The 23,396-nt window shown below is 58.5% G+C and carries 17 protein-coding genes; 10 read left to right on the forward strand and 7 right to left on the reverse strand.

Going from position 1 to position 23,396, the window contains the following annotated elements; all coding sequences use genetic code 11:
* The first annotated feature begins 231 nt into the window (after positions 1 to 231).
* On the forward strand, positions 232 to 927 hold the full coding sequence (locus tag ACM6IN_RS00175) for a pirin family protein (protein WP_007914909.1): 696 nt from the start codon (positions 232 to 234) through the stop codon (positions 925 to 927).
* Between the two features lie 72 nt (positions 928 to 999).
* Here ACM6IN_RS00175 and pgm read toward each other — a convergent pair whose 3' ends face one another.
* The 4 genes from pgm to ACM6IN_RS00195 all read right to left on the reverse strand — a co-directional run bounded on the left by pgm (position 1,000) and on the right by ACM6IN_RS00195 (position 7,216).
* Positions 1,000 to 2,643 (reverse strand): phosphoglucomutase (alpha-D-glucose-1,6-bisphosphate-dependent), encoded by a 1,644-nt coding sequence (pgm, locus tag ACM6IN_RS00180; protein WP_007914911.1) that lies wholly within the window; start codon positions 2,641 to 2,643, stop codon positions 1,000 to 1,002.
* Positions 2,644 to 2,748: 105 nt separating this feature from the next.
* A complete protein-coding gene (locus ACM6IN_RS00185) occupies positions 2,749 to 4,146 on the reverse strand; it encodes a PLP-dependent aminotransferase family protein (protein ID WP_414915135.1) in 1,398 nt (465 codons plus the stop codon).
* Between the two features lie 49 nt (positions 4,147 to 4,195).
* Positions 4,196 to 5,647: a hypothetical protein gene (locus ACM6IN_RS00190; protein ID WP_414915136.1), complete on the reverse strand. Its 1,452-nt coding sequence runs from the start codon at positions 5,645 to 5,647 to the stop codon at positions 4,196 to 4,198.
* Positions 5,648 to 6,193: 546 nt separating this feature from the next.
* Positions 6,194 to 7,216 carry a zinc-dependent alcohol dehydrogenase family protein gene (locus tag ACM6IN_RS00195; protein WP_007914918.1) on the reverse strand — a complete coding sequence of 341 codons (1,023 nt, stop codon included), beginning with the start codon at positions 7,214 to 7,216 and terminating at the stop codon, positions 6,194 to 6,196.
* 269 nt (positions 7,217 to 7,485) lie between these two features.
* On the opposite strand from ACM6IN_RS00195, the gene ACM6IN_RS00200 reads away from it, so the two are divergent.
* The 8 genes from ACM6IN_RS00200 (at position 7,486) to ACM6IN_RS00235 (ending at position 18,608) form a co-directional block, all read left to right on the forward strand.
* Positions 7,486 to 8,400, forward strand: a complete 915-nt coding sequence (locus tag ACM6IN_RS00200; RefSeq protein WP_007914920.1) for a LysR family transcriptional regulator — start codon at positions 7,486 to 7,488, stop codon at positions 8,398 to 8,400.
* A gap of 338 nt (positions 8,401 to 8,738) precedes the next feature.
* On the forward strand, positions 8,739 to 9,236 hold the full coding sequence (locus ACM6IN_RS00205) for a PAAR domain-containing protein (RefSeq protein WP_007914923.1): 498 nt from the start codon (positions 8,739 to 8,741) through the stop codon (positions 9,234 to 9,236).
* Positions 9,237 to 9,240: 4 nt separating this feature from the next.
* Positions 9,241 to 9,975 carry a hypothetical protein gene (locus ACM6IN_RS00210; RefSeq protein WP_007914925.1) on the forward strand — a complete coding sequence of 245 codons (735 nt, stop codon included), beginning with the start codon at positions 9,241 to 9,243 and terminating at the stop codon, positions 9,973 to 9,975.
* Positions 9,972 to 10,487: a hypothetical protein gene (locus tag ACM6IN_RS00215; protein WP_007914927.1), complete on the forward strand. Its 516-nt coding sequence runs from the start codon at positions 9,972 to 9,974 to the stop codon at positions 10,485 to 10,487. The genes ACM6IN_RS00210 and ACM6IN_RS00215 overlap by 4 nt, the downstream gene beginning before the upstream one ends.
* A 242-nt stretch (positions 10,488 to 10,729) precedes the next feature.
* Entirely contained in the window at positions 10,730 to 12,469 is a 1,740-nt protein-coding gene (locus ACM6IN_RS00220) for a dipeptidase (protein WP_414915137.1), read from the forward strand.
* A 272-nt stretch (positions 12,470 to 12,741) separates the two neighbouring features.
* Positions 12,742 to 13,995, forward strand: a complete 1,254-nt coding sequence (gene mexE / locus ACM6IN_RS00225; protein WP_007914931.1) for a multidrug efflux RND transporter periplasmic adaptor subunit MexE — start codon at positions 12,742 to 12,744, stop codon at positions 13,993 to 13,995.
* Positions 13,996 to 14,010: 15 nt separating this feature from the next.
* Positions 14,011 to 17,190 carry an efflux RND transporter permease subunit gene (locus tag ACM6IN_RS00230; protein WP_007914933.1) on the forward strand — a complete coding sequence of 1,060 codons (3,180 nt, stop codon included), beginning with the start codon at positions 14,011 to 14,013 and terminating at the stop codon, positions 17,188 to 17,190.
* The gene (locus ACM6IN_RS00235) at positions 17,187 to 18,608 is read left to right on the forward strand and encodes an efflux transporter outer membrane subunit (RefSeq protein ID WP_007914935.1); all 1,422 of its coding nucleotides are present in this window, start codon (positions 17,187 to 17,189) and stop codon (positions 18,606 to 18,608) included. Before ACM6IN_RS00230 ends, ACM6IN_RS00235 begins: the two co-directional genes overlap by 4 nt.
* 195 nt (positions 18,609 to 18,803) lie before the next feature.
* Here the strand turns inward: ACM6IN_RS00235 and ACM6IN_RS00240 are convergent, their stop codons facing one another.
* The 3 genes from ACM6IN_RS00240 to ACM6IN_RS00250 are packed head-to-tail and all read right to left on the reverse strand — an operon-like array spanning position 18,804 to position 22,078.
* On the reverse strand, positions 18,804 to 19,748 hold the full coding sequence (locus ACM6IN_RS00240; RefSeq protein ID WP_007914936.1) for an HlyD family secretion protein: 945 nt from the start codon (positions 19,746 to 19,748) through the stop codon (positions 18,804 to 18,806).
* A 4-nt stretch (positions 19,749 to 19,752) separates the two neighbouring features.
* On the reverse strand, positions 19,753 to 19,953 hold the full coding sequence (locus tag ACM6IN_RS00245; RefSeq protein WP_414915138.1) for a DUF1656 domain-containing protein: 201 nt from the start codon (positions 19,951 to 19,953) through the stop codon (positions 19,753 to 19,755).
* Positions 19,943 to 22,078, reverse strand: coding sequence for an FUSC family protein (locus ACM6IN_RS00250; RefSeq protein ID WP_414915139.1), 2,136 nt, complete (start codon positions 22,076 to 22,078; stop codon positions 19,943 to 19,945). Before ACM6IN_RS00250 ends, ACM6IN_RS00245 begins: the two co-directional genes overlap by 11 nt.
* Before the next feature lie 171 nt (positions 22,079 to 22,249).
* On the opposite strand from ACM6IN_RS00250, the gene ACM6IN_RS00255 reads away from it, so the two are divergent.
* Entirely contained in the window at positions 22,250 to 23,305 is a 1,056-nt protein-coding gene (locus ACM6IN_RS00255) for a tetratricopeptide repeat protein (RefSeq protein WP_007914942.1), read from the forward strand.
* Positions 23,306 to 23,396: the final 91 nt, after the last annotated feature.

Raw genomic sequence — 23,396 nt, forward strand, 5'->3', positions numbered from 1 at the left:
TTGCCGTTCAGTTCTAGCGAAATGCTTACAGGTCATTGGTTTAGGCGATGAACTGAAGGTGAGATGAGACCCTTTCGAGCTTGTTTCCAATCGATCAATTCGATAATAACGCCGCACTTTTTACGCTTTTTATCGATTATTGACTGATAGATGATGGCCGTCATAAACCACCGGTGTCGCGTCGGGTGTCAACCATTAACACCCCATGACGAACCTTTTGAGGAGACGATCATGCTTGAACTCAGACCCTTCAGCTCGCTGGGCGGCGCCCACCACGGCTGGTTGGATGCCCATCACCACTTTTCGTTCGCCGAGTACTACGATCCGCAGCGCATGAGCTGGGGCAACCTGCGGGTGTGGAACGATGACGTGATCGCCGCAGGTACTGGCTTCCCACAACATCCGCATCGCGACATGGAAATCATCACGTATGTCCGTGAAGGTGCAATTACTCACCAGGACAATCTCGGCAACAAGGGTCGCACCGAGGCTGGCGACGTTCAGGTGATGAGCGCCGGCACCGGCATCGCGCACAGCGAATACAACCTGGAAGCCAAGGACACCAAGATCTTCCAGATCTGGATCCTGCCAACGGAAACCGGCGCGCCGCCCTCGTGGGGTGCCAAACCATTCCCGAAAGGCCAGCGCGAAGGCTTTGTCACGCTGGCCAGCGGCAAGGAAGGTGATGACCAGAGCTTGCGGATTCGCGCTGATGCAAGATTGGTCGCGGCCAATCTCAAAGCCGGGGAAACTGCCGAATATCAGCTGGATGAAGGTCGTCGTGCGTATCTGGTGCCGGCCACTGGCGTGATTGAGGTCAACGGCTTGCGTGCACAAGCTCGAGACGGTGTGGCGGTGGCGCAGGAACGAGTGCTCAGCGTCACGGCCATTGAGGACAGTGAAATTGTCCTGGTGGATCTGGCCTGATCGCTCGAATGGCAGGCAAAAAAAAGGGGCAACCAGACGGTTGCCCCTTTTTTCATGCGCTTGCCGGCTTCATCAGCCGGAAATGGCGCCATCTACCAGCGTCTGCGCTTCAACGACCAATTGCTTGAGGTGGTCGTCACTGATGAAGCTTTCGGCGTAGATCTTGTAGATGTCTTCGGTGCCCGACGGACGCGCGGCGAACCAGCCGTTTTCAGTCATCACTTTCAGACCGCCAATCGCCTGATCGTTGCCCGGTGCATGGCTGAGAATGCTCTGGATTTTCTCGCCGGCCAGTTCTGTCGAGGTGACCTGCGCAGGCGACAGCTTGCTCAGCAACGCTTTCTGCTCCGGATTGGCCTTGGCATCGACGCGCACCGAGAACGGTTCGCCCAGCTCATCGGTCAATGCCTTGTAGGCCTGGCTCGGATCGCGACCGGTGCGCGCGGTCATTTCAGCGGCGAGCAATGCCGGGATCAGGCCATCCTTATCGGTGCTCCACACGCCACCGTCCTTGCGCAAGAACGATGCGCCCGCGCTCTCTTCGCCACCGAAACCGAGCGAGCCATCGAACAGGCCGTCGGCGAACCATTTGAAACCGACCGGAACTTCGTACAGACGACGCCCCAAGCGCTTGGCCACGCGATCGATCAGACCGCTGCTGACCACGGTTTTACCGACGCCAGCATCCGCACGCCACTGCGGGCGGTTCTGGAACAGGTAATCGATCGAAACAGCGAGATAGTTGTTCGGCGCGAGCAAACCACCGGACGGCGTCACGATGCCGTGACGGTCGTGATCGGGGTCGCAGGCAAAAGCGACGTCGAAACGCTCTTTCAGACCGATCAGGCCTTGCATCGCGTGGCTGGACGACGGGTCCATACGAATCTGGCCATCCCAGTCAACGGTCATGAAACGGAACGTCGCGTCGACTTCCTTGTTGACCACTTGCAGATCGAGGCGGTAATGCTCGGCAATCGCCGACCAGTAGCGCACCCCTGCTCCGCCCAGCGGATCAACACCCAGGCGCAGTTTGGCGTCACGAATGGCGTCGAAGTCGATCACGTTGATCAGGTCGGCCACATAAGTGTTCACGTAGTCGTGACGATGCGTCGTGCTGGCCTTGAGCGCCTGCTCGTAACTGATGCGCTTCACACCGGCCAGTTTGGCGGCCAACAGTTCATTGGCCTTGGCTTCGATCCATTTGGTGATGTGGGTGTCGGCCGGCCCGCCGTTGGTTGGGTTGTATTTGTAACCACCACTTTGTGGCGGATTGTGCGACGGCGTGATGACGATGCCGTCCGCCAGGCCCGAGGTGCGGCCACGGTTGTAGCAGAGAATGGCGTGGGAAATGGCCGGCGTCGGCGTGTATTCATCACCTTCGGCGATCATCACGGTGACACCGTTGGCGGCCAGTACTTCCAGCGCGCTGGCTCCGGCCGGAGTCGACAGGGCGTGGGTGTCGATGCCGACAAACAACGGCCCGGTGATCCCTTGGGCTTCGCGATACAGACAGATCGCCTGGCTGATGGCCAGAACGTGCCACTCGTTGAAACTCAAATCGAACGAGCTGCCCCGGTGCCCGGATGTTCCGAACGCCACACGCTGAGTGGAAATCGAGGCGTCAGGCTGTCCGGTGTAGTAAGCCGTTACCAGTCGCGGGATATCGACCAACAATTCTGCCGGTGCCGGTTTGCCCGCAAAAGGACTGAGTGTCATGCAAAACCTCTGAAATAGAGTGGTTCAGGAATAGAGCGCAGTTTACTGGCAGTTTGACCGCAGTGCGATGGGATCTATCCGGGACGCTCCCGATGTTTTTTAACGTTATTCACCGGGTGCCAGGCGCAAGGCGTCACCGAGCAGGCCGACCACGTGGGCCAGGTCATGCTCACCGTGGCTCAGCGGACTCAACCGCACATGCTGCGCATGCAGGCCTTGCAGGCTGAACAGCTCGCCCGGCGCAATAATGATCTGCTGTCTCAGCAGGCGCTGGAACACCTGCGCCATGTTGACCGGCCGCAGAGAACGCACCCACACGGTCGCGCCACCTTGGGGTTCGACAACCTGCAACGCATCGCCCAGACGCTCACGCAACAGCTCAATCAATTGCGTGCGACGCTCCTTGAGCATTCGTCGCAGTATCAACAAATGCTGATCCAGCCGACCACCCGCCAACAGCCTGGCAACGGCCTTCTGACGGATCGGCGACAAGCGAAACGCGCGCAACAGAAAATGCCGCTGCAACTCGTTGCGCCACTGCCGTGAGAGCAATATGCCGAAAGGTGCCTCGGCACCAATGAATTTCTCGAACGTGGAAAACACCAGCAGACGATCAGGGTCCAGCCAATCACGCAATCGTTGGGTGCCCCCTCCTTCGTGGAGTTCGCTGTAACAATCGTTTTCCAGCACCCAAGTGCCATGGCGCCCGAGCAAATGCGCGACTGCCTGTTGGTTGCTCAGCGGTATCAGGCTGCCCCGCGGCATGCTCAACGCCGAAGACAACAGGATCAAACGCACCGACTCACTCTTGAGCACCGACTCCAGGCGCTGCAGATCAATCACGCCACCGGCAAATGGCAGTTCGATAACACGCACCTCGGCGGCTTCCAGCAGACGCAAGATCACCCAGTCACAGGGCGACTCGACGACCACGGTGGCGCGACGCAACTCAAGCACGGAAATCAGAATGTCCAGGACACCGCGCAGATCAGCACCAATATAGACGTCATCCGCACGCCAGTAATTGGCGGTAGACGAGGTATAACGCGCGGCCATTACCGTGCGCAGTTCAAGCTCTCCGCAAGGTTGCACGAGCGCTTGCGGCTGGCGCGGATATTGACGCAGCAGTTCCCGCTCCAGCATCAGTAACGGACTGTCGAGCGGTTGCAGAGAGGCCGGCTCATCGGCGCTCAGCACACACATGCCCGGGCGCCTGGCATTGACGTAAACGGTTTCCAGCAAATCACTGCCGCTATCGGGCGAGTCCGATACGTGTAGCGCTTGCGCGTAGTATCCGGATTTGGCGATTGAATAGACCCTGCCTTCCTTTTCCAGCAGCGAATAGGCGTACTGGACCGTCGAGATCGACACATTGAGCCGATCCGCCAGTTGTCGCAGTGAAGGCAAGCGCACCGCCGAGCCACTGCCCGCCTCGTCTATCAGCAGCGTGAGATATCGATATACCGCCTGATAAACAAAGTCATTCTGCCTCGCCGCTTTCACAAGCTCGCGTCCGTTGGCATGGCTCCATCTCCCTGCACGAGGCTCACGTTCACCCCTCCGCTGATCGATCAGCTGCCGGTTCAACGACCTGGTCCTGCGAGGCTTTTTCACCGGCAGCAGGCATATGAACAGGCCCCATTGCATACAGGCGCACAATCAGCCTGACCGGCAGCCCACTGACATCCGTCATCCATTTCATGACCTGTTCCGGCGCATGCAGGCCCTGCATCGCCCGGTGCAGATCCGGCAACGCCACCAACATGCCGGGGTGACAATTGCGCAAGAACCGCTCGAGCCCGTCGCCAGCGTTGATGAACGGTGAAAACAGCAAGCACGTCAGCTGGATTTCATTCAGTTCGAAATTGGCCTGCAGAGCGCTTTCTGCCTGCTTACGCAGAGACTCAAGTGCCTGCAGATTGCCGAAACTCGCCAGCAACTGTTCGCAAACAGGTTCGGGAACCTGTTTTTGTCGCATGGATATCAGGCTGTTTTTCAGGTAATCGCTGACGCCAGCCTCGTAGGTCCGTCCCTCGATGAAGTGCGCCTGCAAGCCCTGCAGATGCGCAGCTACCAGAGGTTCCACATGTTCGTTATCACCTTGATACAGCGTCAGGTCATCAGCCTGGAAACCCAGAAAATCACTCAGCAAGGGCCAGCGTTCTTCGAGCTTGCCGACAATCATGTCGTTGATGCTGATGAAACTGGTGCGCCGACAGGCCTCGAATTGACCTTCGGGACGCCACGCTACCCGCTCTTCTTCGGGATAAAACTCGCGGTAATAATCGCCACCCAGTCCATCGAGAAGCGGGAACAGCATGTCAAAGCCGAGAGAACTCACCTGCGGCCCGGCAATCGCGGCTTTCTGCGCGGCGCGCCCCAATCCCTCAAGGAAGTGCCCCTGACGGCGCACGGATTCACTGCCGATCATCGCATCGACGCCATTGTTCCAGCGGGCAACCTGCCCGTAGAACTCGGCAGTGGCCAGATAAGCGTCATCCCACAGTTCAAGCGTTTCGTTCCAGGTTCGACGATGGCCGATCAGCAACAGATTGATGCGGTTGGCTTCACGCCCCGCCTCGCCAATGGGTGCCTGATGATCAAACGGCAGGACCTCGCGGTGATCCACCATCACCAGTTCGACTCGTGGATCGTCATACAGAAACAGCGCGCTGTAGCTGCGGTGCATGTTTTGCAGGGACGCCGGGCTGCTGCCGTTCCAACGCAGGTTGGCGACCCGCAGCTGAAAGGTCGCGGGCGATCGGCCAGCAATGGTCAGTTGTGCGGCCCGTAAAAGGGCCAGCGTATAACAACTGTCGCGCGACCCTGACTGGTTCACCAGAACCTTGAAATGACCGATGTTCTCCATACCGCCGGCGGCCACTGCCAGTCGCTGGATCAGCAACTGCAACGCCGTGCGTTCCGCGCGAGAGAAGAAACTCAGCAAACGTTGCAATACTTGCTGGTAGACATAGTTCATTGCCTGATCATGGATCGTGCTCATCGGTATTTACCCGGTATCGAAAGTTTCATGCCGCGCGGACTGAAAATCAGTCTGGCGACAATTCATCAATAAGTAATAGACGTTCGAATGCTAACACTTACAAGTTTGTAGTTATTTGAAACACTTGAGCTGCAAAAACCCCTTCAGCGACCGACCAACAGCCTCAAGCCGCTGTAATTGCAGGGATATTTTTTTCCGGACGCAGTCCTAGGAAACTTCCCACAATGTCCCACGACAAGTGAGTACAAGAAAAAGAGAAGCAGTTTCCGAATAGCCCTACAACAATTAAACAAAAGTTGGCTTGATCAATCGATTTATTCGTTTGATATCGCGCAGGACAAATTGAATGCACAGCCATGGCTCATTCCTTGAGATGAAAGTAATCATTCAATTATCAGGGCTTACATTGTGATTAGAAGATACAGATAGGGAGCAAAAACCAGTTCAGTTGCTGAACGGTCCCGGGGCTGCACCAGAGCGCTGTGTTTTTCAGGAGGGAGGTAAACGCACAAGAGTCCGTGGGGCCACGGACTCTGATGACAAGGCTTACGCCGGTTCGACTTGCAGGGCAACCCGTTCGCGGCATGGGCATTCGTCCATGTAGCGATGCGCTTCGACGAATTCGTTGAACGGGAATACACGCGTTTTCAGCGGCAGCAACACACGATCAGCGGTCAACTGGTTGATGTCACGCAAGGCACGTTGCAGAGCGACGTGGTCCTGAGTGATGCCCAGTTCCGGCTTGCCGGTGAAGTTGCCGATGCAGTGCACGAAAAACTGGATGTTCTTCTGGAACGCTGCACAGGCCGGGAACGGCGTCTGGTTGCCGCCCTGCAAACCGTACAGCACCAGGCTGCCACGCGGCGCCAGCACATCGCCAAGCAGCGACATCTGTGGGCCGCCGAGACCGTCGAACACCACATCGACACCACGGTTGTCGGTGATCTTGTTGATTCGCATCAACAGATCTTCCTCTTCCGTGACGATGACCTTTTCTGCACCGAGGGACAGCAGGTACTCGCGCTCTTCGGCTTCTTTGGTCGCAGCGATCACCCGCACGCCCATCGCCTTGCCCAACTGGACAAACGAGGGACCGGCACAATGGCTGGCGTCCGTGACCAGAGCGAATTGCCCAGGCTTGACCCGCGCCAGATCGGCGTAGGCAAAGTAGGCGATCAGCAGTGGCGTGTAATGCACGCTGGCTTCGATCGGGCTGAGCACATCCGGATAACGGGTCAGCGCAGTACGCGGCAGTACGATCGACTCGCCGTAGACCGGATAGTCGTTCGGGCTTTCAGCCGGAAAACTCGCGACCTTGTCACCGACGGACAGGTCCTCGACATCGGCACCGACTGCAGTGACCACGCCGGCCATTTCATGGCCAAGACCCGATGGCAAACGTGCCTGGGACGATGCCAGGTTCTGACGCCACAGGGTGTCGTACCAGCTGATGCCGATTGCCTCGACACGCACCTGCACTTCGCCAGGACCTGGCTGAGCGGCCGCATGCTCTTCGCATTTGAGCACCTCGGCCGGACCAAACTTGTGAAAACGGATCGTGCGGGACATCGCAAACCTCGTCAAAGTAACCTCTAATGCCATGAACTCTATCTGGGCTTTTGACCCAAGACTATCAGTGGCTATTAATAGTCGACATGCCTGTCATTGATTCCGCAACAGGGGCGGCAGTGGCAAAATCCATGAAAAACTGCTGCCACCGTCTCATTCAAGCTGAATTTTCCGGTGCAGAGTACCAGCCTTTCCCCGTAAGATTCATGCCGGCCATTGTTCTCATATGGCCGCTCTCGTCAAGCTTGATGACTCTGCCAGGACTCCAGATGAATCGTAATGACCTGCGTCGTGTCGACCTGAACCTGTTGATCGTATTCGAAACATTGATGCACGAACGCAGTGTGACCCGGGCGGCAGAAAAACTCTTTCTCGGTCAACCGGCGATCAGTGCGGCGCTCTCGCGCCTGCGCAGCCTGTTCGATGACCCGCTGTTTGTACGCACCGGGCGCAGCATGGAACCGTCCGCCCGCGCCGTGGAAATCTTCGCCCTGCTCTCGCCGGCCCTCGATTCGATTTCGACCGCCGTCAGCCGTGCGGCCGAATTCGACCCGGCGACCAGCACGTCGGTATTCCGTATCGGTTTATCGGATGACGTCGAATTCGCCCTGCTGCCAATGCTGCTCAAACGCCTGCGCGCCGAATCCCCGGGAATCGTGTTGGTGATTCGTCGCGTCAATTACATATTGATGCCGGGCCTGCTGGCTTCCGGCGAGATATCCATTGGCGTCAGCTACACCACGGACCTGCCGGCCAACGCCAAGCGCAAGGTCCTGCGTCGCAGCGCGCCAAAATTGCTGCGTGCCGATACCGTGCCGGGGCCGTTGAGCCTGGACGACTACTGCGCTCGTCCGCATGCGCTGGTGTCGTTTGCCGGCGACCTCAGTGGCTTTATTGATGAAGAGTTGGAGAAGCTCGGACGCAAACGCCATGTGGTGCTGGCTGTTCCGCAGTTCAATGGCTTGAGTACGTTGCTGGCCGGCACCGACATCGTGGCGACCGTGCCCGATTACACCGCGGAAGCATTGACGGCTGCCGGCGGTGTTCGCGCGGAGGACCCGCCGTTGCCGACGCGTACGTTTGAGCTGCATATGGCTTGGCGTGGGTCGCAGGATAATGATCCGGGTGAGCGGTGGTTGCGGTCGCGGATTCAGATGTTTTTTGGGGATCCGGATAGTCTCTGAATCAGCGCTGGCAGTTCTGAATATTATTGAACGCAAGCGTAGCTTGCGGCATTCTTCGCAACGAAATTTCCAGGGACGGTAAAATTTGATGCGTACTTCACGTATGCAAGCGCTTGTGCCCCTCGCGTCTTCAAACACCACCGGTGTGATTGAAGGCGAACACTCGCATCCGTCCGGATGCACATGGGGTCAATGTCTCGCAGAGCTGACACCACATCCTCACCATTCCCGATTACTACGACCACCAAGGCTGTCGATCCAGCGAACAGCCCTGGCTGTTCTACGATACGGCTATTCATCACGGCTGCCCGATCTGACCTCTTGAAACGGAACTTCGCATGAGCGGAAAACCTGCTGCACGCCTCACGGACCCCACTAGCTGCCCTCTTCCGGGGCATGGCACGAATCCCATTGCCAGTGGCTCGCCCAATGTGAACTTTGACGGGCTTGCTGCCGCCCGGATGACCGACAAATCCGCTTGTGGCAGTCCGATCACGGGAGGCGTCAGCTCGACCGTTTTCATCAATGGTTTGAATGCTGCGACGATCGACAGCACGGGCGGACACGGCAACATCGTTGTGGGCGGTTCCGGAACAGTCATCATCGGCGACACCTTCGTCTCGGCACCTTTCAGCGGTCTGCTGCCGATGCCGGTGCACTTCAGCGACAAGATCAAATTGATCGACGAAAGCACGGGTGAGCCCATGCCTAATCATGCCTACGCGATTCAGCGCGCGGACGGCAGTTTCGAGTACGGCACCAGTGATTCGCTGGGGTTCACGCACGTCGTGAGTTCACACGTGGCAGAAACCTTCAAACTATTTCTGGAAGATTGAAAACATGCCGGCAGAGCAAATCCAGCTTCCCAATGGAAATACCGCGAGTCTGGCCGTCACGCCGACGTTAACACTCGTGAAGGATCAGTCGGTAAAGACGGCTCCCGTTCCCGTAAAGAAGGCGATCGTTTTTTTCATTGGTGGGGCTGCCGACCAAGAGAAATATTATTTTCAAGGCGCGTTCCACAATATCGACGACGCAAAAAAACAGCTCGACGGCAAAATTGCCGGCAGCGCCAAGCTGCCGGCGAAATACACGGGGTTCCCTAAAAGTTATAAGGATGCAAGGGGTTCCGGCGATATCCAGACTCACTTCATCGACAACATTCCCAGCAAATCCTGCCCGGTTTACATCGTCGGCCACAGCCTCGGCGGATGGAACGGCGCACATCTGTCACAGATCCTTTCCGAAGCCGGTTACACCATCAAATATCTGGTGACACTCGATCCAGTGGGTGAAGGATTCCTGGTATGGCTGGGTTCCGATATCTATTTTTCGGAGCCAACGCCTGTCGCTGAAACATGGATCAACATCCGGGCCAACGCCAGTACACCTGACCAATCTGACGGTGTCGCAGAATTCGGGGAGCGTTGGATGATCGAGTCTGGTCCGACCATCAACAAGACCATTGATAGGCACCATGCATCTGCTGACTGGATGTTTATAGAACCTGTGCAAGGGACGAAGTCCGCCTGCGATCTGATTTTTGACTCAATCAACGGTATTTTCGGCCAATGAACAGCTTCCGCGCGGTCATATACCTGGGCGTTCTACTCTTCACCGGCTGCGTAAAAACGGCGAGCATTCCCCCCGCCGACCTCACGCTATCGTCGTTTGAGCTCGGCCCCGCCAATCTGTTCACGGCCCACTTCAACTCCACTGTGGATTTGCAGAACGCTTTCAATGATTACGAAAACTCCAACCAGCTCAACCCTACCCTGATCTGCTCTCTCAATCGCGACATGGAGTTCTCATCCGAGCATTCAATCGCGGTAAAAGCCGAAGGGCGAGTGAACGCAAGCGGTCAAGCCAGGCCCAATTACAAGTTTTCCTCCGACCTGATCTTCTACTACACCAATCCGGATGGTACGCAACGCGACTTGAATGACTACGACGCCATCAAACCGTTGCTGACGTCGCAAACTTCCATCCCGTGCAAAGTTCGCATAACCGCCTATGGGTATGAGGCCTATTACACTAATACGTTATTCATCCCCTCCAGGATCATGATTGAACAGATCTTCAGATAGCCGCGCTTTGCTGAACCTGGCGCAAGGATTTGGAGAAGCACTGGTTGTCAGGCGAGCACCCATAAAAAAGCCCGGAAACCTTCCCCGGGCTTTTTCATTTGTGCGTCTCTTTTGCATTTTTGTGCGACACATCCCCTTTCAGGACTCCCGCAAGGCTCTGACACGGTGTTAGGTTGTAAGCGTATGTGTCTCAACCTTGAGACACGCCTAACTCACTGCCCTGCAAAGGAATGCCCTTCGTAATGAATGTCCCTTTCAAAAAACTGGCTGCCACCACCTTGATGCTGGCCGGCCTCGCCGTGTTCACCGCGCCCGCGCAAGCCAATATCACCCCACAACAGAGCGCTGAAATCCTCAAAACCTACAGCGCCGACAAAGCCACTGATTTCCGCCAGTTCATCGGTAATCTGGGCAAGAGCGATCTGGCGAAAACCGCCGACATTGGCTCGGCGATTGGCGCGTACCTTGATAACAAGACCCTGACCGCCGAGCAGCAGAACGAAATCTATCGTCTGCTGGGTATCTACACGCGCGCGAAATACAGCGCCGCCGCCACCGAAACCCTGCGCGAACTGGTCGAGATCCCGACTTATCGCAAGGACGGCGTCGAACAGCACGACAACCCGGAATTCACCAAGATCGCGGCGAAGATTCAGAGCCTTGCCGAGTCGTTCAATCTGAAATTCCGCAACATCGACAATCGTGTCTACGAGATCTCTCTCGACGGTAGCGGCGACGAAGTGGTCGGCATTCATGCCCATGCCGATGTGGTGCCGGTGACGCCGGAAAACTGGGTGCTCAAGGATGGCACCCGCCTCGACCCGTTCAAGATCACCCTGATCGGCGACCGCATGTATGGTCGCGGCACCGAGGATGACAAGAACGGCATCGTGGTCACGCTGTATGCCATGAAAGTCATCAAGGAAGAAAAGCTGCCGCTGGTGCGCAACTTCAAGCTGTTGGTCGACACCACTGAAGAAACCACGGGCGACGCGATTCCCTACTACTTCGAACGCAATCCGACACCGAACTACAACCTGGCGCTGGACGGCGGTTACCCGGTGGTGATTGCCGAGAAAGGCTACGGTACCGTCATGGCCAACTTTGCCAAGCGCAAAGGTGCAGGCAAAGGTGCGGAAATCATCTCGATGACCGGTGGCCTGGCGACCAACCAGATTCCATCAGCGTCTGTCGTCACCCTGGTCACCGATAAGCCTGCGGAGCTGGCCGCCAGTCTGCAGAAGGCCGGTGACGAGTTTGCCAAGCGTAATGGCGGCGATTTCCAGGTGAATGCCAAGGTTGATGGCAAAGACGTCAAGCTGACCGTGACTGGCGTATCTGCGCACTCCTCCGAGCCAGAGTCCGGGGTCAACCCGGTCGCACGGATGCTGGTCTTTATCAATAGCCTTGATGGCAAAGTCGCGTTCAAGCACAACCACATCACCGATGCCGCGCGTTACGCCGCCGACAACTGGGGTCTGGATTACCTCGGTAACAAGCTGGGGGTCGGTTTCTCCGATGCTTTCATGGGGCCGCTGACAACGTCGCTGACCTACGTCGGAATGGATGACAAAGCCTTCAAACTCGCGGTCAACCTGCGCGTGCCGAAGGGCAAGTCGCCGGAGAAGCTCAAGGCTGAAATCGCTGAGAAACTGGCGGCGTGGAGCAAGAAATCCCACGTAGCCGTTGCCTTCGATTACTCGATTGCCGAGCCGATGTACCGCAATCCTGAGGGCGAATGGGTCAAGGCACTGTTGGCGGTTTCGACAGAAAACCTCGGCATGAAACACGAGTTCGGCACTTCCGCCGGCGCCACTTCGGTGCATGAACTGCCGAATGGCGTGCAATTCGGTTTGGCCATGCCAAATGTGAAGTACACCGGTCACACTGATGGCGAGTTCAAGACCGTGGAGCAATTCCAGCTGGATCTGCAGATCGTGACGGAAATGATCGGACGCATCGGCCAGTTGCCGAAACTCTGATCACATTGTCGAACCCGCCGCCATGGCGGGTTCGGCATTTTTAATCCCCGCATAATCCCCGCCGCGCAGCCTCGCTCCTGACTTTTGCAGGTCAGGCAACAGAGAATTGCCGTGAGAGAGATTGATAGCCACCTAACGAAAGGTGCATGCTAGAGGGCTCGTTCGGGTCTTATATCATTCCGAATGATAGTTACCTTTGCTTCATTCGATTCGTGCCATCACACCCCGCCGAGCATCATCCGCCCATCTTCAATACATTGGCGGATGCATCCATGGAACAGTCACTCAAACATTTGCGCTTCCCGTTGGCCATGTTGGCCGTACTGGTGATGAGCGCCTGCGGCAAGACTCCGGAGACTGCCGCCACTATGCCCGCTGCGAAAGTCAGCGTGGCCAAGGTGATCGAACAACCGGTCAACGAGTGGGACGAATTCACCGGGCGCCTCGAAGCGCCAGAAACCGTTGAAATCCGTCCACGGGTCTCCGGCCAGATTGACGAGGTGGCTTTCACCGAGGGCGCACTGGTCAAGAAAGGCGACCTGCTGTTCCAGATCGACCCGCGTCCGTTCCAGGCTGAGGTGCGCCGCCTCGAAGCATTGGTCGCCCAGTCCCGCGCCAACGCCACCCGCAGTGAAAACGAAGCCGGACGTGGTGAGCGTCTGCGCGCCAGCAACGCCATTTCCGCCGAACTGGCCGACTCGCGCACCAGCGCTGCACAGGAAGCCCGCGCCGCTGTCGGTGCCCTGCAAGCGCAACTGGATCTGGCCAAACTGAACCTCAGCTTCACCCGCGTGACCGCGCCGATCAGTGGCCGCGTCAGCCGTGCCGAAATTACCGCAGGTAACCTGGTAACCGCCGACACCACTCCATTGACCAGCGTGGTTTCCACCGACCGCGTCTACGCCTACTTCGACGCCGACGAGCGCGTGTTCCTCAAATACACCCAACTCGCCCGTAACGGTCAGCGCGGTGCCACCACTCCGGTGTACATGGGCCTGTCCAACGAAGACGGCAACCCGCACCTCGGCCAGATGAACTTCGTCGACAACCAGGTCAACCCGAAAACCGGCACCATCCGTGGTCGCGCGGTGTTCGACAACCGCGACGGCACCTACACCCCGGGCCTGTACGCACGCCTGAAACTGGTCGGCAGCGGTACCTACAACGCCATGCTGATCAACGACGAAGCGGTCGGTACCGACCTCGGCAAGAAGTTCGTACTGGTGATGGATGCGGACAACAAAACCGCGTACCGCGCCGTCGAACTGGGTCCGAAAATCGAAGGCCTGCGCATCGTCCGTAACGGCCTGAACAAGGACGACACGATCATCGTCAAGGGTCTGCAACGGGTTCGTCCTGGCTCACCGGTCACTCCTGAAGTGGTGCCAATGGCCAGCGAACAGACCATCGCGGCACTCGCTCAACAACGTCAAGCGCTGGAAGCCAGCAACCTGCCCAAAGTCGCCCCTGCCAAAGGTGCGTCCGGTTCGGTTGTGAAGCTGGCTGCTACGACCCCACGCGGTTAAGGGACGACAACTCCGATGAATTTTTCCCAATTCTTCATTTCACGGCCGATCTTCGCAGCGGTGCTGTCGCTGTTGATCCTGATCGCCGGTGCGATCTCGCTGTTCCAGCTACCGATCAGCGAATACCCGGAAGTCGTGCCACCGACCGTGGTGGTACGTGCCAACTTCCCGGGCGCCAACCCTAAAGTCATCGGTGAAACCGTGGCCGCTCCGCTGGAGCAGGCCATCACCGGCGTCGAGAACATGCTGTACATGTCCTCGCAGTCGACCGCCGACGGCAAGATCACCCTGACCATCACCTTCGCTCTGGGCACTGACCTGGACAATGCGCAGGTGCAGGTGCAAAACCGGGTGACCCGTACCGAACCGAAGCTTCCCGAGGAAGTGACGCGCATCGGTATCACCGTCGACAAGGCCTCGCCCGACCTGACCATGGTTGTGCACTTGACCTCCCCGGACAAGCGCTACGACATGCTCTACCTGTCCAACTACGCGATCCTCAACATCAAGGATGAGCTCGCTCGTCTGAACGGTGTTGGTGATGTGCAGTTGTTTGGTATGGGCGATTACTCGCTGCGGGTCTGGCTCGATCCGAACAAGACCGCTTCGCGCAATCTGACCGCAACGGATGTGGTCACCGCGATTCGTGAGCAAAACCGCCAGGTCGCGGCCGGTCAATTGGGTGCGCCCCCTGCCCCGAATGCCCAGAGCTTCCAGCTGTCGGTCAATACTCAGGGCCGTCTGGTCTCCGAGGAAGAGTTCGAGAACATCATCATTCGTGCAGGCGACGACGGTGAAATCACTCGTCTCAAAGACATCGCTCGCGTTGAACTCGGTTCCAGTCAATACGCCCTGCGCTCGTTGCTGGACAATCAGCCGGCGGTAGCCATCCCGATCTTCCAGCGTCCAGGCTCCAATGCCATCGACATCTCGAACGACGTTCGGGCGAAAATGGACGAGTTGAAGAAAGGCTTCCCGCAAGGCATGGACTATAGCATCGTCTATGACCCGACGATCTTTGTGCGCGGCTCGATCGAGGCGGTGGTTCACACCCTCTTCGAAGCACTGATTCTCGTGGTACTGGTGGTGATCCTGTTCCTGCAAACCTGGCGCGCCTCGATCATTCCGTTGGTGGCGGTGCCGGTATCGTTGATCGGTACGTTTGCGGTGATGCACCTGTTCGGCTTCTCGCTCAATGCGCTCTCGCTGTTCGGCCTGGTGCTGGCCATCGGTATCGTGGTGGACGACGCCATCGTGGTGGTGGAGAACGTCGAGCGCAATATCGAGCTCGGATTGAATCCGGTCGAAGCCACCAAGCGCGCCATGCGTGAAGTGACCGGCCCGATCGTTGCCACGGCTCTGGTGCTGTGTGCGGTGTTCATTCCGGCGGCCTTCATCTCCGGTCTCACCGGGCAGTTCTACAAACAGTTTGCACTGACCATCGCCATCTCGACCGTGATCTCGGCGTTCAACTCGCTGACCCTCTCGCCAGCACTGGCCGCTGTGTTGCTGAAAAGCCACGACGCACCGAAAGACCGCTTCTCCAAAGTGCTCGACAAGATCTTCGGTGGTTGGCTGTTCCGTCCGTTCAACCGCTTCTTCGACCGCGCCAGCCATGGCTACGTCGGTACGGTGGGCCGGGTTATCCGCAGCAGCGGCATCGCCCTTCTGCTCTACGCCGGTCTGATGGTCCTGACCTTCTTCGGTTTCTCCAGCACGCCGACCGGTTTCGTACCCGGCCAGGACAAGCAATACCTGGTGGCCTTCGCACAACTGCCGGATGCTTCGAGCCTGGATCGCACCGAAGACGTGATCAAGCGCATGTCCGAGCTGGCGCTGAAACAGCCAGGCGTGGAAAGCGCCGTTGCGTTCCCGGGGCTGTCGATCAACGGTTTCACCAACAGCCCGAACGCCGGCATCGTCTTCGTGACGCTGAAACCGTTCGACGAGCGTAAAGACCCGAGCATGTCCGCCGGTGCAATTGCCGGTGCCTTGAACGGCCAATATGCGAACATTCAAGAGGCGTACATGGCGATCTTCCCGCCACCGCCGGTACAAGGTCTGGGCACCATTGGTGGTTTCCGTCTGCAAATCGAAGACCGGGGCAACCTGGGCTACGACGAGCTGTACAAAGAAACCATGAACATCATTAACAAGAGCCACAGCGTGCCGGAACTGGCGGGCCTGTTCACTAGCTACACGGTGAACGTGCCACAGGTCGATGCCGCCATCGACCGTGAAAAAGCCAAGACCCACGGCGTGGCCGTCAGCGACATCTTCGACACCCTGCAGATCTACCTGGGCTCGCTGTATGCCAACGACTTCAACCGTTTCGGGCGCACCTATCAGGTCAACGTTCAGGCCGAGCAACAGTTCCGCCTCGAATCCGATCAGATCGGTCAGCTGAAAGTGCGCAACAACAAAGGCGAAATGATCCCGCTGGCGACCTTCATCAAGGTCAGCGACACCTCGGGCCCGGATCGCGTGATGCACTACAACGGCTTCATCACCGCAGAAATCAACGGTGCGGCAGCTCCCGGTTACAGCTCCGGCCAAGCCGAGAAAGCCATCGAGAAACTGCTGAAAGATGAACTGCCGAACGGCATGACCTACGAGTGGACCGACCTGACCTACCAGCAGATTCTGTCCGGCAACACCGCGTTGTTCGTGTTCCCGCTCTGCGTACTGCTGGCGTTCCTGGTGCTCGCCGCTCAATACGAAAGCTGGAGCCTGCCATTGGCGGTAATCCTGATCGTACCGATGACCCTGCTGTCGGCCATCACCGGCGTGATCATCTCGGGCGGTGACAACAACATCTTTACCCAGATCGGCTTGATCGTACTGGTCGGACTTGCCTGTAAGAACGCGATTCTGATCGTCGAGTTCGCCAAGGACAAACAGGAAGAAGGCCTCGACCCGCTCGCTGCGGTACTGGAAGCCTGCCGTCTGCGTCTGCGGCCGATCCTGATGACTTCCTTCGCGTTCATCATGGGTGTGGTGCCGCTGGTGTTCTCCAGCGGTGCCGGTGCCGAGATGCGTCACGCCATGGGTGTGGCAGTGTTCTCCGGGATGCTCGGGGTGACCTTCTTCGGTCTGTTGCTGACACCTGTGTTCTACGTACTGATCCGTAACTTTGTCGAACGCGGTGAAGCCCGCAAAGCGGCCAAAGCTCTGAAACTGGAGGCGCAACAATGAGTCTGAAAGTCTTCCTGCCGAGTCTGCTGGTGCTGGCCCTCAGTGCCTGCGCCGTCGGCCCCGACTACAAGACCCCAGCCACGGAGGCGGCCAACATCACGGCCGTCACCGACGGCGCCGCCGGGCAAAAGAACTTCGACCGCTCGAAATTCGAAGGCATCTGGTGGCAGCAATTCGACGATCCGACCCTCAACCAGTTGGTGACCCAATCGCTGCAAGGCAACCGTGAACTGCGCGTGGCGTTCGCCCGCTGGAAAGCCGCCCGGGCGATCCGCGACGACGCCAGCAACGATGCGATGCCGACCATCACCAGCCGCGCCAGCAGTGATCTGGCCAAGGGGCAAATCCCTGGCCAGACCACCGACCGGGTCAATAGCGAACGCTATGACCTCGGTCTGGACATGGCCTGGGAGCTGGACCTGTTTGGCCGCATCCAGCGCAATCTGGAAGCCAGCAACGCCGACCAGCAAGCGGCCGAAGCCGATCTGTATCAACTGCAAGTCACCATGATTGCCGAACTGGTCGATGCTTACGGTCAACTGCGCGGTGCCCAGCTGCGCGAAAAGATCGCCGTGGCCAACCTGAACAATCAGGTGGAGTCGCGCAAGATCACCATCAGCCTGCGAGACGCCGGTGTCGGTGATCAGCTCGATGTCGAGCGCGCCGATGCGCGTCTGGCCAACGTTGAAGCCACCGTGCCGCAGTTGCAGGCGGAACAGGTTCGGCAGAAGAACCGCATCGCCACCCTGCTCGGTGAGCGTCCGGACAAGCTGACCGTCGATCTGAGCCCGAAAGACTTGCCGGCGATTGCCAAGGCCTTGCCGATCGGAGATCCGGGCGAACTGCTGCAGCGTCGTCCAGACATTCTCAGCGCTGAACGCAATCTGGCTTCGGCCACGGCGCGTATCGGCGTGGCGAAAGCCGATCTGTTCCCTCGGGTCAGCCTTAGCGGCTTCCTCGGCTGGACGGCCGGGCGTGGTTCGCAGATCGGTTCCTCGGCGGCCAACGCCTGGGCACTCGGCCCGAGCATCACGTGGGCGGCGTTCGACCTTGGCAGCGTACGCGCCCGTTTGCGTGGCGCCGATGCTGAAGCCGAAGGCGCACTGGCGACTTACGAGCAACAAGTGCTGCTGGCCCTGGAAGAGTCGGAAAACGCTTTCAGCGATTACGGCAAACGCCAGCAACGCCTGATCTCGCTGATCCGTCAGAGCGAATCGAGCCGCAAGGCTGCCGACCTGGCTGAAATTCGCTATCGCGAAGGCACGACTGACTTCCTCGTGCTGCTCGACGCTCAACGTGAACGGTTGAACGCCGAAGACAGTCAGGCCCAGGCCGAAGTTGACCTGTATCGCGGCATTGTCGCGATCTACAAGGCCCTTGGCGGCGGCTGGCAACCGGAGACTGTTGCCAGCAAGTAATCGATTGTTAAAGAGCTCCTTTGGTTGGCCGCAACCAACCAAATTTTTTGCCCCGCGTATCATTCGGTCGCGGGGCTTTTTTATGCCTCGAAAATCACACCCTCTTCTGTAGGAGCTGCCGCAGGCTGCGATCTTTCGACTTTGCTTTAAAGGAGCAGATCAAAAGATCGCAGCCTGCGGCAGCTCCTACAGGGATCAGTTTTCCAGCACGGTGACGGTCGCTGTGGTGCCCGCACGCAAACGGTTTTTGCCGGCGTAGTCGCCATCGATTTCGATCCGTACCGGCACCCGCTGCGCCAGTTTCACCCAGGTGTAACTCGGGTTGATGTTCGCCAGCAGCCGACTGCCCGGCGCGTTCTCCCGGTCGGCAATGGCGAAGGCAATGCTCTGCACCGTACCGCCGAAGGTCTCCCCACTCATCAATTGCACCCGCACCCGATCGCCCTCACCGATTCGCGGTAGTTTGGTTTCTTCGAAATAACCGCTGATGTAGAACGAATCACTGTCGACCAGCGCCAACAACGCGCCGCCACTCACTGCGTAGTCACCTTCGCGAGTCAGCAGGTTAGTGACATAGCCACTGACCGGTGACTCGACGCGGGTGCGCTGCAAGTCCAGTTCGGCCTGAGTCATCGCGGCAATCGCCAACTGCACATTGGCTTCGGCCAGGCCGAGATTGGCCTGATTACGTAAAAGATCGGCCTGGGCCACCGCTACATCGGTACTGGATTTCTCCCACTCTTCCCCGGAAATCGCAAAACCCTGCTTGAGCGTACGCCGCCTACGCTCTTCGCTTTGCCGCTGTTTGAGCAAGGCTTCACTGGCAACGATCGCCGCTTGCGACTGGCCCAGCGTCGCCTTGGCCACTTCCACTGAACGTCGCGAATGCTCCACCGCCAACCTGTAACGCGCCGGGTCGATCTCCATCAACAGTTGCCCCTTGTCGACATGCTGGTTGTCCTGCACCGCCAGCCTGACAATGCGCCCCGAGACATCCGCCGACAGCGTCACCACATCCGCCCTCACCCGGGCATCGCGAGTCCACGGTGCGCGGGTGTAATGCTCCCAGGCGAACCAGCCGAGCACGATCGCCAGCAACACCACCGCCAACGTGATCAATCGCGTGAATAACACTTTCAAGGCATCAGGCTCCCATCAGCAAAATCAGCGTGGCACAGACGCAGGCATATAGGGCGCCTTCGAACAGCGCTTCATGCCAGACCAGGCGCAGCACACCCAGACGCCGCAATCCCCAGTCGAGCAGCATGAATATCGGTATGGCCAACAATAGCGTCTGGGCAATGGGCGGCAGGTAGACACCGCCAATCTCGAAATCAATGGGCAAGGGCTGCTTCTCCTTCCGGGACAGATTGCTGGATGGCGTCACCGTGGCGCTGCAGGAATGACACGACGATCAACAGGGCCACGCGCATGCGAAACAACGACCACACATGCTCATGACTGGCGACGTGCAATTCATCCAGTTCGTCGCCCAGTGTGTGCAGCGTGGTCAGCAGTGGCGCCAATTGCACATCCTGACGCCCGGCGACAAAACGCCCGGTTTTGCGCACGGCCGAAGCCAGACGCTGATTGAAGGTGTCTGTCAGCAGCGCATTGTTGTGTGCCTGCTGACGCAGCTGATGCATCGCCACACCCAGCGCAACACACGACAGGCTGATTTCGTAAAGTTGCTGCATCGCGCGGCTGTTCACCGCCGGCAGCAGGCCGAGCATGCTGGTCAGACGATCGACCATGCGGCTTTCGAAGGCGAACTGTTGTTCATCGGTCGCGGGGGTTTTGGTTAGCGCATACACCTGCTCGCGCGCTTCGTTGTACAAGCGACGAAGGCGCCACGCCGGGCGAAACGGGAAAATCCACGCGTAAACAATCAGGGCAAGCATGGCCGCACTGACGTAGGCGCCGGCGAACTCGAACCATTGAATCGCCGTGTTCTGCCCGGTACCGACATTCTGCGGGCCGATCATCAGGAAACTCGACAACCCCAGTCCCATGCCGATGCCCGCCGTCGCCGGGCTGGCAAGACCAATTGCGATCACATACAGCAGCGGGGCCAGCAGTAATGCCAACAGCTCGAAATCACTGACCGCCGGCACCAGCATGAATTGATAGAACGCCGAGACCACCAGCGCGAGCCCCAAGCCTCGGGCGTAACTTTGCGCGGCCATCAGTGGACGAGGGAAAGTAGCCATCAGCGAACAGAGGATTCCCACCAGAATCATCCCGCCCCGCGCACCGTCCCACGCGGTTTCGATCCAGATCAACCCGGCCACCAGCAACGCAGTGAAAGCGCGAATCGCGTTCATCGACGCCAGGGTGAAGTCCAGATGCAACGGGCTGACCTGACCGCGATAGAGGCAACTGGCCTCGCGCCCTTCCTGGATGGCATCGCTCAATTCGAGGATTTGCTCCAGTTGCTGCAACAGCCGCGCCTGTTCCCAGCGCAGCGCCCAGGCCAGCGAACGTAGCGTGGCACTCATGTCTTCAGTCAGTTGTTCGGCCTGATAAGCGAGCGCCTCGAACTGATGCTGCAGCGTGATAAACCGGTGACGTGTGGGCTCGGGCAATGATCGCCCCTGCTCCGCCAACTGATCGAGGAGCGCCAGTTCGTCCGCACGCAGTCGCTGGATATCCAGCGGCAGCTCCCCCTCCCAACGTTCGGTGAGCAGTTCGCGTTGATGGCGCAGCGCGGTTAATCGCGAGGTCAACAGCATCAGTTGATTGCCCAACAGCAGCACCAGATGGTTGGCGCTGCGCAATCGTGGTGCATCGAAATACAAGTGTCGCCGCAAGCCTTCAAGTGCGCTGATCTCCCCCAGCAGTTGCATTTGCCGGCGCTGGAAATCGGCCTCGCTTTCTTCCGTGCGAAGCACCGCCGCTGCGTGGCTGGCGGCCAGTTTGATCACTTGATCGACTTTGGCGAAATAACCCTTGGCCACCGCTTGCGGGCGCGCTGTCAGCAGGCTGACGACACACACGCACGCCACGGCCAGCAAGGTTTCGGTCACGCGGGTAACCGCCAGTAAAAACGTACCGTCCTGATCCGGAATCGCCAGTAACGCCACCACCACGGCAGTGTAACCACTGAGCACAAATGCTTGAGAGCTGGTGTAGCGCAGCAACGTACCGCCCGCCGTGCACAGCGCCAGCCATAGGGCCAGAGTGGTAATGAATGGCAGCGGTGCCTGGGGAAAGATCGCCATGATCAACACCGCCACCGCCGCCCCGAGGGTCGTACCGATCACCTGACCGAAACTGCGCGCCAGTGCCATCCCGGCCAACGGCTGGCTGACGATGACTACCGCCATGATCGACCACTTGGGCTGATCGAGATCGAACAAAAAGGCCAGATACAAAGTCAACAATCCCGCCGCGATGGTTCGCAGGGCAAACAGCAGGACGGCCTGACCAGGATGGATCACGGCCTTGAAATAATTGAACAGGGCTTGCATGGGCACACTCATCGAAGCGACTTCTGCAAGCGTAGACACTGCTTCGAAAGCCTGACGGGTAACTGAGTCGACGCAGCTTGTAGGGCGATTCGCATGCACAGGGTTTGACTCGTGGCCCGCGCTGACCGAAGCTTGCCGTTCTGCTCAAGAACGCCTGTTTCGGAAACCTGCATGCCTCAGTCGCGCCGCTACCTGCTTATCAGCCTGGGCCTTGTGCTTGTCGTCATTGTCGCGTGGTTGTCCGTGCGCAGCACCGTGCCGGTCATACCCGATGCGATCAAACACGGCTATAGCGAAGCGTTGGATGCCGCGCGCAAGGGTCAACCGGGCGCGGCGCGTCAGCTATATCAACAGCTGGGCCGTCCGGACATCTCGGTCAAGCGCCGCGTGTGGCTGCATGGTGAGCTGCCTAACTATCCGAGTCCACAGGCGTTGAAGCTGGCCGACACCGACCTGCAAAACGAATCCCCAGCCGTGCGGCTGGCGGCGATCAAAAGCGTGGTGGGGCTGGTGCCAGGCGGGCAACGCAGCCTGTTGCTCGGGCCAATGCTCGATGATGAAGATCAAACCGTGCGCTTTGCCGCCATCAACGCCCTGCTCGGCTTGACCCCGGATGAACTGGGTCTGTACTTCGCACCGCTGCAACAAGCAATCGACGGCTGGGAACAAACGCTCAAGGCGCAACCGGAAAGCGCCGCCAACTACGCGCAAATCGCTCGGCTGCATCTACACAACGCCGAACTCAAGGAGGCGCAAGTCGCGCTCGATAACACCCTGCGCCTGGAGCCCGGCAATCTGCAGGCGCTGGTGATGCAGATCGATGTCCTCGACCGCCAGGGCCAGACCGACGCCGCCCGGCAATTGCTGGGGCAACAACTCAAAGCGCAACCCGATTCTGCTTACCTGCAACATGCTCTGGGTCTTTGGCTGTTACACCACGATCAGCGCGAATACGCCCTGCTCGGCTTGTCCAAAGCCGTCGAACTTGAGCCAGACAACAAGGATTACCGCTACGACCTCGCCACCACCCTGCACAGCGCCGAAGAACTGGAAGCGGCACAAAAGCAATTGCAGGAAATCGTCCAGCGCCACCCCGCTGACCGCAAGGCGCGGGTCTTGTTGATCAACTACTGGAAAGAAAGCGGTCAGCTGCAGAATGTGCAGATTCTGTTGGCGCAACTGGAACAACTCAACCCGGATGACCCGGCCTTGCAGCAAGGCCTCTGACCCACTTTCGACAGCTCTTTCGACACATCTGGCAAGGAATTTCGGAACTGCCATCACGCCAAAGGGTCAAGTTAATCAGGCCGCGCGATTC

The organism is Pseudomonas sp. IT-P395 (assembly GCF_949767675.1).
Taxonomy (GTDB): Bacteria; Pseudomonadota; Gammaproteobacteria; order Pseudomonadales; family Pseudomonadaceae; genus Aquipseudomonas.

Excerpts from the sequence above, each read along its gene's own strand:
- ACM6IN_RS00175 (WP_007914909.1), top strand. The coding sequence starts at position 232 with ATGCTTGAACTCAGACCCTTCAGCTCGCTGGGCGGCGCCCACCACGGC.
- ACM6IN_RS00190 (WP_414915136.1), bottom strand. The coding sequence starts at position 5,647 with ATGAGCACGATCCATGATCAGGCAATGAACTATGTCTACCAGCAAGTA.
- ACM6IN_RS00205 (WP_007914923.1), top strand. The coding sequence starts at position 8,739 with ATGAGCGGAAAACCTGCTGCACGCCTCACGGACCCCACTAGCTGCCCT.
- ACM6IN_RS00250 (WP_414915139.1), bottom strand. The coding sequence starts at position 22,078 with ATGCAAGCCCTGTTCAATTATTTCAAGGCCGTGATCCATCCTGGTCAG.
- ACM6IN_RS00215 (WP_007914927.1), top strand. The coding sequence starts at position 9,972 with ATGAACAGCTTCCGCGCGGTCATATACCTGGGCGTTCTACTCTTCACC.
- ACM6IN_RS00235 (WP_007914935.1), top strand. The coding sequence starts at position 17,187 with ATGAGTCTGAAAGTCTTCCTGCCGAGTCTGCTGGTGCTGGCCCTCAGT.
- ACM6IN_RS00220 (WP_414915137.1), top strand. The coding sequence starts at position 10,730 with ATGAATGTCCCTTTCAAAAAACTGGCTGCCACCACCTTGATGCTGGCC.
- ACM6IN_RS00195 (WP_007914918.1), bottom strand. The coding sequence starts at position 7,216 with ATGTCCCGCACGATCCGTTTTCACAAGTTTGGTCCGGCCGAGGTGCTC.
- ACM6IN_RS00230 (WP_007914933.1), top strand. The coding sequence starts at position 14,011 with ATGAATTTTTCCCAATTCTTCATTTCACGGCCGATCTTCGCAGCGGTG.
- mexE (WP_007914931.1), top strand. The coding sequence starts at position 12,742 with ATGGAACAGTCACTCAAACATTTGCGCTTCCCGTTGGCCATGTTGGCC.
- ACM6IN_RS00255 (WP_007914942.1), top strand. The coding sequence starts at position 22,250 with ATGCCTCAGTCGCGCCGCTACCTGCTTATCAGCCTGGGCCTTGTGCTT.
- ACM6IN_RS00200 (WP_007914920.1), top strand. The coding sequence starts at position 7,486 with ATGAATCGTAATGACCTGCGTCGTGTCGACCTGAACCTGTTGATCGTA.
- ACM6IN_RS00210 (WP_007914925.1), top strand. The coding sequence starts at position 9,241 with ATGCCGGCAGAGCAAATCCAGCTTCCCAATGGAAATACCGCGAGTCTG.
- pgm (WP_007914911.1), bottom strand. The coding sequence starts at position 2,643 with ATGACACTCAGTCCTTTTGCGGGCAAACCGGCACCGGCAGAATTGTTG.